Genomic DNA, 12340 nt, shown 5'->3' with positions numbered 1-12340 from the left:
GCTATTATTACAACTTTAGCTTTGATGAGTTTAATCTATCTTTTAAATATTTAGCCAATAAAGAATATTTACTTGATGTAAATTTAATCTTAGATATCGTTAAGATTGTTCATAAAATTGATAAAAAATGAGGTGAGACAGAATTCGTATCGAATTCGTTATCCCACCCCATCACTATGGTGAACTATAATAATAAATACCATATACCCATTTTTGACTTAATTGTTTTTGTCATCTCATTAAATCATGACTAAGGAAACACATTGAATCTAACTCTAATTTCTAGTGATATATAGCTCTCTTATTTTTATTTTTGAATATTATTTTTCATTAACTTCTTTCATTTTCTTAATGATTTCATTAGATAATGCCTTAACACCACTGTATTCCAAGTGAATACCATCATATGCAAAATACTCAGAATGACCTTCAGATGTTTTATACCAATCAACAATATGAACATTTTTATGTTTCTTAGCTACTTGTTCCATAATTTTATTATTAGTAGACTCGTAGTCTCTCGGTACTCTTACCTTAATTAAGTAAATATCTGCTTCACCTAAAGAATCAATTAATTCATTCATTTGATTTTTCGTAAACTCACCGTTTGTACCAAGTTCTATCACAACACTCTGACCTTTTTTAGTATAATCTTGGTACTTTTGATTGATTAAATCTTTACCCTCAATTAACTGTCGGCCAACTTTTCCATCAATATTAGCATTTGGTACTTTTTCACTAAAGACTTGACCGATATCTACCATTACTGAATCTCCCAGCAATAATGGAGACGCTTCTTTAGGATTAAAATGTTGTTGTGAAGACTTATCTTGATTATTTTCATCTGGCTTTTTAGGTTTTGCTTTCTGGTTCGTTTTAAAAGATTTTTGTTTCGCAGCTTGTTGTTTATCATGCTCTTTACCCAAACTATCATAGGCACCAAATACTATGAATGCAGAAGGAACAAGCAAGATTAACACAATAATCGTTCTTGAAAATCTTGTTAAATTTTTCGGTATCACCGTGAATGCTTTAAATCCATTTTTTCTAATAGGTGTTTCGATAAATTTATAAGATACTTCAGCCATGACAAACATAAGTATCACTTCACAAATATATACAAACCAAGGAATCTGACCTTGTACGAAATAACTATTCATAAAAATAATGATAGGATAGTGCCATAAATATAAACTATACGATCTCTTACCTATATAAATAAATAACTTGAAACTTAGTATTTTCTTTAAAACACTTGATGGATGCACAACGCTTGCAATGACAAACAGTGTTAAGAACGAGATGGCATAAAATCCTCCACTATATATCCATTTATCTTGATCACTAACCACTACAAACAAATAAATGAGCACTGCCATTCCGACTATGCCTATTGCACTTATACTTGCTTTAGCACCTTTAGATATATCCTTTCTGAAAGAGAACGGTGGCCAAATAAATGCTAGTAAGCATCCTAATAATAACGTTTGTAAACGTGTGTCAGTCCCGAAATAAACTCTAGAATTGTTACCTGTATACATATGTATCGTTATCATTGCAGTTAATGATAATAAAGAGATGATTAATAGAATAATCATTGTAGTTCTCTTTTTGAAAAACTTTAATAAGCCTAAAAGTATAAATGGAAAGAATAGATAGAATTGTTCTTCAATAGCTAATGACCACAAATGCTTTAATGGCGCTACAGCAAATTGATTAAAATAGTCTACGTCTTGTATGATATACCACCAGTTAGAAACATAGAAAAGTGCTGCTATAGCATCATGTTTTATACTAATAATTAATTCGGGTTTAAATAGTAATGTATATATTAAAACAACCGTGACAACAAACATCATTGCTGGTATTAATCGTTTAAATCTTCTAAGCCAAAAATTAACTAAATTAATAGAATTATTTCTATAATACTCACTTAATAATAAACTAGTTATGAGATAACCAGAAATGACAAAAAAAGTATCTACTCCAAGGAATCCACCAGATAACCATTTCGTATTTAAATGATAAATGATTATCCCAATGACTGCTATAGCTCTCAAACCATCTAAACCAGGCAAATAGTGCGGTTTATAAGTTTTGTTGAGACGTCTATAATTGTTCTCGTTCATTCAATTACACTCCGTTTAATTTTTAAAATACTTGCTCTTAATATTATCACAATTACATCCTCAATTGCATTGACATGTCATCTTTTTACTTTAATATTATACTTTAACAAATTAAATAGGTATACATTTATTAGAGCATCTTCATATAAGTTGTGTAGGCAAGCAATTTAAATGTATCTATATATGATATTAAACACACCATTTATATAACCATATCTTTTAAATAAATACAAACATAATATCATTTAATTTTATTATATTTTTTCAGTCTAGATGTTATATTTTCACTTTGTTAACATCACTTTGTTATATAAATCATTTTAATTAGACTTTCAAATAAAAAAGAGCCTAGAACACAAAGCAATGTGTCCTAGGCTTTTTAATGTATTGCATCGATAACTAAAATTAAAACTTACTTATATACAAGGAGTCAATTTTAGTCCTCGTTGCTGAGAGAACAACGAATGCTGTCTCACTCTTTCTAATTATATTATTAGATTTGGATTACATACCCCAAGCAGATAAACCTTGTGCTTTATATGCTTTATAAGCGGCATTGATTTGATCATTTACTGAACCAGTTGAACCCCAACCTGGCATAGTTTGGAATAATCCAGCAGCACCTGAAGCATTACGTGCATGTAATTGACCATTTGATTCTCTAGCAATGATGTGTTCCCATGTTGAAGCAGATACACCAGTACGTGCAGCCATTTGAGCAGCAGCATATGAACCTACAGAACCAGCAGTATTACCATTTGATAATCTTACTGAACTACTGTGAGAGCTGTAGTTATGGCTTGGTGCTGAGTATGAAGTAGTTGATGTGCTGTAGCTACGACTTTCTGAAGAAGTTGGAGCTGAAACAGCTTGTACATTTGTGTTACTAGATTGTGTATTTGCACTTACTTCTTGGTTTGATGATGATTCTGTGTAATCAGCATCTGAACCAGCTACAGCGTAGCTCCATGACCATTCAGAACCATTTGAAGTGAAGTTGTATTGGTATCCATTGTCTACGAAATGAATATCGTAAGCACCAGCTTGAACTGGTTTAGCATTTAATTCTTCAGGATTATGTTGTGCTAAATCTACTAAGTGTGCTTTATCAACGTTTGTAGTTTCTGAAGCGTGTGCTTCATGTCCTGATAAACCGTAACCTGCAATTCCTAAAGATACTGCTAATGTAGAAGCGATAACTGTTTTTTTCATGATATATAAATCCTCCAGATATAATTTAAAATTTGTTTGTTTTGTTATTTAAATGTTTTAAATTCGTTGTGCTATATTGAAAATGTTTTTTGTTAACTTTTGACGCTACCCACTATAACATAAAAATCGCCTTTGTATATTACACGTTCCTTACAAAAGGTTACAATATCAACATTGTTTTGTAATCTTAAAACAGATATATTTCAGTTTGTAACATATAATTCCTTAATATTAGTTTCATATTCCACCTTAATTTAAGTAATTACCTTGTGTTTCAAGCTGAAATACTATTATATTAAGTTATCTGTAAAATTACAGATTGCAATGTTGTTACATAAATGAAATAATTCTAACTATTTGATTCTAAATATTATCATTTTTTATGAAGGTTTGCTTATTTTAATGATGTTACTTTTTAACTCTTATTCTTTAATAAACAAAATGTAACTCTATATATCAATTTGGAACTCAAAATATCTTTTATATTAAACGACGTTACCATTTTCTATATAGGTGAGTTATCATTTTAGACTATATAATAGAAGAAACACATCGTTCTCATTCATAAACATTTCATTCATTATATTAAAAAAGAGAGTGAGACCAATGAATAATGCTTCATCCATGGTCTCACTCCCGAGATTTTTATTTAAAATTAATACGTCTTAACTCCCCATAGTACTTCTTCACATTTTCTAATAATTGTTTTAAGTACTTCAATCCGACTCGTTTTTTTATGATCTGCCGGAACAATATACCAAGGGGCATATGAAGTGTTTGTAGATTCAATCATATCATGACTTGCTTCTAAATATTCATCCCATTTTTCTCTATTACGCCAATCTTCTTCAGTAATCTTCCATTGTTTATCAGGATTATTTTCACGGTCTTTAAAACGCTTAAGCTGCTCATCTTTATCTAAACATAAGAAGAATTTTAATATGATTGTACCTTCATCTGTCCACATCTTTTCAAATTGATTGATTTCATCAGATGCTCGTTGCCATTCATTCTGGCTTGCAAAACCTTCTACACGTTCAACTAGTACACGACCATACCAACTCCGATCAAATATTTCTATATGACCTGATTTTGGCATCTTTTTAGCAAATCTCCACAAATAATGATGCTTAAGTTCGACATCCGTAGGTGCACTAATACCATTCACTTCATATCCTGTTGGATCTAATTTTTCTCTAATACGTTTAATATTGCCACCTTTACCAGCAGCATCCATACCTTCGAAAACCAAAACAAGGGGAATCTTTCTTTCATATAAAGCAAATTGGATTTCTCTCATTCTCTGTTGCAATTCAACAATGAGATTTTTATACGTTTTTTTGTCTACTTTCTCAAGATTATTATTAAATAAAGAAGTCGTAAAGCTTGATGTGAACTTACCGTTGACTTTAGTTGTTTGTTGTTCAACTTTTTTTATAGCTTGCTCAAGTCTATCTATTAAATGTAAGTACATTTTTTCAAAAGCATGCTCGCGCTCTGTGTAATCGATCACTTTCCAATCTTTATCTTTGTTGATGAATTGATGCATTTGATTTAGATAACTTTCTTGAGGTATAACATTTTCATATTCTTGAACTTTCCATCTAGTTAATGGATTATCTTTTGTCTGTTGAATATGTTCATTGCGTTTTTCTTCATTTATTTCTATGAAAAATTTTATAATTTCATAGTTATCATTCTTTAACATCGATTCAAAATGATAAATTTGATTGACTAAAACATCATAATTTTTATATTGATCATGCTTAATTTTATTTTCTTTATAATCTAAAAAGTGTGAATACCAACTTCTAAAATAAATATTTATATTGCCCTTTTGTGGTAAAGTATTCCAATATTTTTGTAAAAATTGGTAACGTAAATCGTTTGACTCTGGCGATTTAGTAGCTATAAATCGCGAATATTTGGCATCTAGGTGCAATAGTAATTCATTTGATAAACGTGTCTTCCCCGAAGCAGGAATCCCCTCAAATAATACCATAATTGGAATACCTAATTCATGAGTACGTCGACTTAATCGAGCTACTTTTAATTGTAATTCTTCTAGTTTCCCTGACATCGTTTCACCCTCTATATATGTTAAAGTTAGATGTTATATTGTTATATTTTAACATAGAAAAATCTCTTCAACGTTCTAAACGTCGAAGAGATACGAAGCTTTATCCCATAAATTTAAAAATATCATTCTCATACAAATGAATTAATCTTCTAAGTATTAAATCTAAAATCCATGCAACTAGAAACGGCACAACAAAAAAGGCGATGACAATAAGTAATAAACTTAACCATGCAGAATCAACATGCATAAATTTAAAGGCATTAATAGGCCCAACCATTCCGATAAAACCAAATCCTGCTGATTCTTTTGTTCCTGAAATACCAATAATCCCTGAAGCAATACCAGATATTGCCGCTGTCAAGAAAATCGGAATCATAATGACAGGGTATTTAACCATATTTGGCATCATCATTTTCACCCCACCGAAAAATATTGATAAAGGAATACCTACATGATTAACTTTGCTGGTACCAATCAATAATACAGCTTCTGTCGCTGCTATACCTATTGAAGCAGATCCCGCAGCAATACCTGATAATCCAATAGCAATAGCTATGGCTACAGTTGACAATGGTGATATGATTATAAAACTAAACACCATAGAGATTAACATACTCATAAACACTGGTTGTAATTCAGTAAAGCTATTAACCATGTTACCAATTCCCGTTGTAATTAACCTTACATATGGTAAAGTAAATACGCCGATTGTAGCTGCTAAACCACCAACAACTGTCGGAAAAACAATTAAAGCCATACTACCAACACGTTCTTCTATTAATAAAATAAGTAACACGGCGATGGATGCAGTTAACATCGTATTAATTAAATCCCCAATTCCCGCAATTACCCATGTACCTTGTTTAAATTGAGCTGCACCACTACCAACATATGAGGCACTTGCTACTACAGCTATTGCTAAAGGTGTCATATTGAACTTCATAGCTATCAATGCTCCAATAAGCGCTGGCACTGTAAATTGGATGGCTTGAACGACCCCTAATAAAGTTTTGAAAATAGGATGATATTGCATAAAGTATTTAAAAATTTCTCCCAAAATTGCATTTGGAACGAGTCCGGCTACTATTCCAATTGCTACCCCTGATAACACTCTAAAAACAAAATCCTTTGGTCCATCGATATTTTTTATCGTCGACATAAGTTAAACCTCCCAATGTGCTAAGTGAAATTATGTATAAAAAGAGTCTCGAAGCCCATATATGATTCAATTAAATCTTTCTTAGATGCTGTAACTTAGAGGGATAATTAGTGAAATGCATATATGACATTCAAGACTATGCTCAATAGTATATCATATTTTTCTGAAAATTAAGATAACTTATTCGACATTTAATTCAAAACATTAATTTTTTTAATTAAAATACACTTCATAACCTTTAGTTTAAATACTAACGTTATGAAGTGTTAGCTAACTCGTCCTATTTGAAATAATAAGTGCTTTACTCTTCCTCATTTTTAATTTTAGCTTTGCGAGATTCTTTTTTATATTTTTGATACATCAATAGCATGATAACAAACCATACGGGTGCAGAAAGTACGGCATAACGCGTTGCACTATTAATCAATAGTATAATAAAAATAAATGCAAAGAACCCTAAAATACTGTAAGCCATGTATTTTCCGCCCCACATTTTATAGTTACTTTCTTTATGCTGTTTCGGTTCATGTCTTAAATAACCTAGATACGCGATCATAATAATTGTCCAAATCATAATATTTAAAACAGTTGAAAATGTTGTAATTTGTACGAACACTTTAGTCGCATCTTTAAAAATTGCATTTAACACGACTGAAATACTTAATAAGCCACATGTCACTAAAATAGCATAATGTGGTACGCCGTGCTTATTGGTTCTATGTAAGAATGCTGGACCTTGCTTTCTTCCAGCTAATCCAAACATCGTACGGCTATTAGCAAATATACCACTATTACAAGAAGAGGCTGCAGCTGTAAGTACAACAAAGTTAATAATACCTGCTGCAAAAGGGATTCCAACTAATCCAAACATTTTAACGTATGGACTGTCAGCAGGATTCAATTGTTGCCATGGTACAACAGACATGATAACTGCCAACGATCCTATATAAAATAATAATATTCTAAACGGTACATTATTAATTGCTTGAGGAATTGTTTTGTGAGGATCTTTAGTCTCCCCTGCAGTTATTCCAATCAACTCAATACCAATAAATGAGAAAATTGCCATTTGGAATGACATGAAGAAACCTTGTGCACCATTAGGGAAAAAGCCTCCGTCTTTCCATATATTCGTTACCGTTGCAGGGCCATAGCTTGTCTTCATTCCAAATACAATCATAACAACACCAACGGCTATCAAAGCTAAAATAGTCAAAACTTTAATAATAGATAGCCAAAATTCTAATTCTCCAAATAATTTAGCACTGAATAGATTTAAAGCAACTAAAACTAAAATAGTCGCTGCAGCTGTTAACCAGTTTGGAATTGTTGGATACCAGAAGGAAACATACTTGGCAACAGCAGTCACTTCTGCCATTCCTGAAATAATCCATGTTAACCAATATGTCCACCCCACCATAAAACCTGCCATAGAACCAATATGATGATGAGCAATGTCACCAAACGATTTAAATCCTAAATTGGATAACAGTAATTCTCCCATAGCTCTCATGAACATAAAGAGAACAAAACCTACTATTATGTATGTTAGTAAGATAGATGGGCCTGCTAAATGAATAGATTGGCCAGCACCAAGAAATAAACCTGTTCCAATAGCCCCGCCAATAGCAATTAATTGTATATGTCTATTGCTTAATTCTCTTTGCAGTTTATCTGCCATAATCTTTTCTTCTCCATTTCATAGAGTAAATCACTGACTGAAAATTATGTCGTACGTCATACCCCTTTTTTTATAATAAATTTCTTTTAATCACAGAAAAATCGTATTACAAATTTAAATATACCCTATTTTTAAAATTTTCAATCAATCTTATGTTTAAAAACCTCACTAAAGCCCGTTGATATCTTTAGTGAGGTCGATGTTCTTTATTCTAAAATGATTTTCATAGAGCGTTGTACACTATCAGCATACATACCTCCAAATTTAAGTAAATGTATCATAAGTAAATATAATCTATAAAATTCTATACGCTTTTGTGATCCCTTGGCTAGTGGTAACTGTTGATTATATTCATCATAGAACTCTTGTGTAAATCCACCAAATACTGTAGTGATTCCTATGTCAAATTCTCTATCTCCATATAGTGGTGCAGGATCAAATAAAGCAGGTTGGCCATTTGTTAAGAACATGTAGTTACCTCCCCATAAATCACCATGTAACAGAGAGGGCTTACTAGTATGATTTGAAAGTTCATCAACAATAACTTTTCTTACACGTTCATACATTTTTTTATCTTCTTGTTTCCACAATCCTACACGTAATAACTCATCTTGTAAGTGATCCATTCTACGATTTATAAAAATCTCTTTCCATGTCTCAGTCCATGAATTATCAAAGGAAATATCTGCACCTTCATGTGGTAAACGGAATCCAAATTTATTATCTTGTTGGTATTGGCTATGCATTCTAGCAACTAATCGAGCAAGCTCTCTTTGACTCCCTTGACTACCTTCTTCAAGAAAACTTAATAATAAATATGCATCTCCATTTATCTCTCCACTTGCAATTACTCTTGGAGCTGTTATACCTGCATTTTCAAATTCATTTAGTCCTGCAATTTCTGCGGCATAAAAGGCTTCTGATCGTTGACGTTGAACGAGTAGAAAAAAAATATCTTCTTCAACTGTAGTGACTTTAAATGCTTCATTTACATCTCCGCCACTTACTGGAGAAATGTCTTTCACATTGTCAAGTGGCAATGCGCTCATCCATTGTTCATTCATTTTCTCACCCTCTTAACTTTATATTATATCTACATTATTATATTACCTATAATGAAAACATTAATCTTAAATTCTTTATATTATTAAATTAAGTCAATTTTTTAACTTTCTAATATTTAACTATGAAATTTTACATGAAAATGCTAGTCTATTAAAAGAATGAATTTCAAACATATTAACTGGGGATAGTAAGCCTCAAATATAATGAAATAGGAGCATTTATATGTACAAATTAGTTAAGCCTTTATTATTCAAATTAGATCCTGAACGAGCACATGGTTTGACCATCAATGCGTTGAAGTGTGTTCAAAAATGTTCACCCATTTTACCTATCGTTAATAAGTTATTTACTTATAACAATCCAATATTAACGCAACACATTCACGGTATTTCTTTTGATAATCCTATCGGGTTAGCTGCAGGTTTTGATAAATCTTGTGAAGTTCCAAAAGCACTTGAAAACATTGGCTTCGGTGCAATTGAACTCGGCGGTATAACACCTAAGCCTCAACCAGGTAATCCAAAACCACGCATGTATCGTTTACTAGAAGATGATGCACTCATCAATCGTATGGGATTCAATAATAAGGGTATGAATAAAGCACTAAGTAATTTACGTAATCATTCATGCTCAATACCAGTAGGATTAAATGTTGGTGTGAATAAAACAACTTCCTATGAAAATCGCTATCAAGATTACATTAAAGTGATTGACACATTTAAAAATGACGTCTCATTCTTTACAGTGAATATTAGCTCCCCAAATACAGAAAATCTCCAAAACTTTCACGACGAAGATGAATTTTCGATGTTATGTGATGCTTTAAATTCATTTAAAGCTAAGAACAATATTAATGTACCTATCTTTTTAAAGTTAACATCTGATATGGAATTAGATGGTTTTAAAAAAATCTTGCCTTCAATTACAGATACATTCGATGGGGTTATGTTGGCAAATACGACACGACAACGCGATGGATTAAATTCAAAAAATAAAATACAAAAAGGTGGCTTGAGTGGCAGACCATTATTCCAAAGAAACTTACAACTGGTTAAATATGCCTATCAACAAACACGAGGTAACTTCTTAATTATTGGAACTGGTGGTATATTCAGTTCTGAAGATGCTATCAAAATGTTAAGAAACGGTGCATCATTACTACAAATATACTCTTCATTAGTCATTGAAGGACCAGGTTTGACTAAGAAAATGAATAAAGAAATTGCGCATTATTTAACTCGACATGGTTATGCTAATGTAAGTGATATTATTGGTTTAGATGCATAAATTACAATTATGAAGCTGCCTTTTAAATAATGAATAATTTAATAAATAACGTATAAAAGTTTAAGAATGCTATTATTCATTGGAGGTCCTATCATGGATAAAATAAACAAAGAAGATACCGATACTAAAAAAGATAGTAATAACAACTATAAACATCAAAATGACCATATAGATAGACAAGGTTTAAATGGTTATCAAAAAACTGATTTAGATCTTGAGATAGAACGAGAACTACAGGAAATGATGGAAAATGGAGAATCTAATAAAGAAACAAAAAGTAAGCATTTCAAAATCTTATCTTTCGTTTCAATGATTGTCATTGTAGTGATAGCCATCATACGATTCATCCAAAAAACGATATAAATATACAAATGAGCCTGGGACAAAAAGGTCCAAGATAAGTAAATAAAGACAATTTCTATTGAAATAATATAGAAATTGTCTTTTTTATAATTTTTTTGATGATTTTCACCTCGTTGAGCTGTTACTTTTCTTATATTAAGCCACGATAATGTCTGAATTCATCGAATTCAGTATCGGGAATTGTTTCTGCAATATCATTTACATGTCGTGAAATATCATTCGTAGGGATAAGAACTGAAGTTTCCATTAGTAGAGTATGTTGAGTCATGTTATAGTCTTTATACATAAGGCACCTCGTTAATTTAGTTTAGTGATGTTTATTAAATTATACGAAAGGGCTTATTTTTTTAAAGTATTTTAATGTAAAATTACATATAAACACAAAGTATTTTGGCGAGACTCTTGAGGGAACAGGACAAGCTGAAGACTACAGGCTGAAGCTGTCCCCTAAGAAAGCGAGCCAACAATACGAAGTATTTTAAATAAAGATGCCAGTAAATGAATTTATGAAAACTCATTTACTGGCTATTTTGCTAGGAATTATGTCCGAGCCTCACATTTTATATTTTTAAAATTGTTGTAAAAATGCTTGAGCATCTTTATTTATTTGTTTAAAATCTATACCTTGCTTCATCGCTGCAAATACACAACCACAATAACATTGTCTAAAAATATTATAATCATTACACATTTCGATAGAACGTTCATACCCTTTATTCTTTTTAAAATCACTTGGTAAATATTTTACATTATATATATTTTGTACATCCATACCTAGTTCATTGATTAATTGCGCATTTTTCTTTGGAGAGAGTGTGATTGCACTACCAAAATAATCGTAACCATGTTCTAAAGCAGCTTTTGCAACAATTTCTAATCGCATCTCGAAACAAGCCGTACATCTTAGTCCACCTTCCGGCTCTTCAGTTAAACCTTTATCTTTTGCCATTTTCATAAATTTATGCGGTTCATATTCGGCTTCAATATACTTTACATTTGCACCTGTTTTATTATTAAAATCATTTACAAATTGTTCTTGAACTTTAGCACGTCTTAAATATTCACTTTTGGGATGTATATTAGGATTCGCAAAATAAATCGCTATATCCGCATATTGTGTTAAAAACTCTAACGTATATGTACTACAAGGTGCACAACAACTATGAAGTAAGATTTTAGGGCGTTCTCCATCACGTTCCCATTGAGAAATTATCTTTCTTAATACTTTATCATAGTTGATTTTTTGATTTTTCATTTTAGCTAAAATTTGATTCGCTTCAATCACAATATGACCTCTCTTTCATCTACATAACACATTATTTAATAATATTATATATTAGCGAATATATAAAGGAAATATCGAA

The 12340-nt window shown here is 31.3% G+C and carries 10 protein-coding genes; 2 read left to right on the top strand and 8 right to left on the bottom strand.

The window, feature by feature from the left end; translation table 11 throughout:
* Window positions 1–320: 320 nt before the first annotated feature.
* The 6 genes from FNL83_RS01870 to FNL83_RS01840 form a co-directional block, all read right to left on the bottom strand.
* Window positions 321–2129: an acyltransferase family protein gene (locus tag FNL83_RS01870; protein ID WP_001830636.1), complete on the bottom strand. Its 1809-nt coding sequence runs from the start codon at window positions 2127–2129 to the stop codon at window positions 321–323.
* A 504-nt stretch (window positions 2130–2633) separates the two neighbouring features.
* On the bottom strand, window positions 2634–3341 hold the full coding sequence (locus FNL83_RS01865) for a lysozyme family protein (RefSeq protein ID WP_002438072.1): 708 nt from the start codon (window positions 3339–3341) through the stop codon (window positions 2634–2636).
* A 655-nt stretch (window positions 3342–3996) separates the two neighbouring features.
* On the bottom strand, window positions 3997–5421 hold the full coding sequence (locus FNL83_RS01855) for a polyphosphate--AMP phosphotransferase (RefSeq protein ID WP_001830598.1): 1425 nt from the start codon (window positions 5419–5421) through the stop codon (window positions 3997–3999).
* A gap of 100 nt (window positions 5422–5521) precedes the next feature.
* Window positions 5522–6580 (bottom strand): PTS sugar transporter subunit IIC, encoded by a 1059-nt coding sequence (locus tag FNL83_RS01850; protein ID WP_001830678.1) that lies wholly within the window; start codon window positions 6578–6580, stop codon window positions 5522–5524.
* Between the two features lie 301 nt (window positions 6581–6881).
* Window positions 6882–8261 carry an amino acid permease gene (locus FNL83_RS01845; RefSeq protein ID WP_001830673.1) on the bottom strand — a complete coding sequence of 460 codons (1380 nt, stop codon included), beginning with the start codon at window positions 8259–8261 and terminating at the stop codon, window positions 6882–6884.
* Window positions 8262–8467: 206 nt separating this feature from the next.
* Complete coding sequence (locus tag FNL83_RS01840; protein WP_001830635.1) at window positions 8468–9325, bottom strand: fructosamine kinase family protein; 858 nt, start codon at window positions 9323–9325, stop codon at window positions 8468–8470.
* A 223-nt stretch (window positions 9326–9548) separates the two neighbouring features.
* Between FNL83_RS01840 and FNL83_RS01835 the strand changes: the two genes are divergently transcribed.
* Together FNL83_RS01835 and FNL83_RS01830 are read left to right on the top strand one after the other, a co-directional pair.
* Window positions 9549–10613 carry a quinone-dependent dihydroorotate dehydrogenase gene (locus FNL83_RS01835; RefSeq protein WP_001830663.1) on the top strand — a complete coding sequence of 355 codons (1065 nt, stop codon included), beginning with the start codon at window positions 9549–9551 and terminating at the stop codon, window positions 10611–10613.
* Between the two features lie 93 nt (window positions 10614–10706).
* On the top strand, window positions 10707–10976 hold the full coding sequence (locus FNL83_RS01830; protein WP_001830640.1) for a hypothetical protein: 270 nt from the start codon (window positions 10707–10709) through the stop codon (window positions 10974–10976).
* 130 nt (window positions 10977–11106) lie between these two features.
* Here the strand turns inward: FNL83_RS01830 and FNL83_RS12005 are convergent, their stop codons facing one another.
* Both FNL83_RS12005 and FNL83_RS01825 read right to left on the bottom strand, forming a co-directional pair.
* Entirely contained in the window at window positions 11107–11244 is a 138-nt protein-coding gene (locus tag FNL83_RS12005; RefSeq protein ID WP_049381035.1) for a hypothetical protein, read from the bottom strand.
* A 300-nt stretch (window positions 11245–11544) separates the two neighbouring features.
* Entirely contained in the window at window positions 11545–12231 is a 687-nt protein-coding gene (locus FNL83_RS01825; protein ID WP_153647446.1) for an epoxyqueuosine reductase QueH, read from the bottom strand.
* Window positions 12232–12340 lie beyond the last annotated feature (109 nt).

The organism is Staphylococcus epidermidis, assembly GCF_006742205.1.
GTDB classification, from domain to species: Bacteria; Bacillota; Bacilli; order Staphylococcales; family Staphylococcaceae; genus Staphylococcus; species Staphylococcus epidermidis.
The sequence above is the reverse complement of the archived record's forward strand: the minus strand, read 5'-3'. Positions and strand labels throughout refer to the sequence as shown.

What these genes read in the sequence shown, in the direction of transcription:
- FNL83_RS12005 (WP_049381035.1), bottom strand. Translation starts at nt 11,244, where the DNA reads ATGACTCAACATACTCTACTAATGGAAACTTCAGTTCTTATCCCTACG.
- FNL83_RS01845 (WP_001830673.1), bottom strand. Translation starts at nt 8,261, where the DNA reads ATGGCAGATAAACTGCAAAGAGAATTAAGCAATAGACATATACAATTA.
- FNL83_RS01840 (WP_001830635.1), bottom strand. Translation starts at nt 9,325, where the DNA reads ATGAATGAACAATGGATGAGCGCATTGCCACTTGACAATGTGAAAGAC.
- FNL83_RS01855 (WP_001830598.1), bottom strand. Translation starts at nt 5,421, where the DNA reads ATGTCAGGGAAACTAGAAGAATTACAATTAAAAGTAGCTCGATTAAGT.
- FNL83_RS01835 (WP_001830663.1), top strand. Translation starts at nt 9,549, where the DNA reads ATGTACAAATTAGTTAAGCCTTTATTATTCAAATTAGATCCTGAACGA.
- FNL83_RS01865 (WP_002438072.1), bottom strand. Translation starts at nt 3,341, where the DNA reads ATGAAAAAAACAGTTATCGCTTCTACATTAGCAGTATCTTTAGGAATT.
- FNL83_RS01825 (WP_153647446.1), bottom strand. Translation starts at nt 12,231, where the DNA reads ATGAAAAATCAAAAAATCAACTATGATAAAGTATTAAGAAAGATAATT.
- FNL83_RS01830 (WP_001830640.1), top strand. Translation starts at nt 10,707, where the DNA reads ATGGATAAAATAAACAAAGAAGATACCGATACTAAAAAAGATAGTAAT.
- FNL83_RS01850 (WP_001830678.1), bottom strand. Translation starts at nt 6,580, where the DNA reads ATGTCGACGATAAAAAATATCGATGGACCAAAGGATTTTGTTTTTAGA.
- FNL83_RS01870 (WP_001830636.1), bottom strand. Translation starts at nt 2,129, where the DNA reads ATGAACGAGAACAATTATAGACGTCTCAACAAAACTTATAAACCGCAC.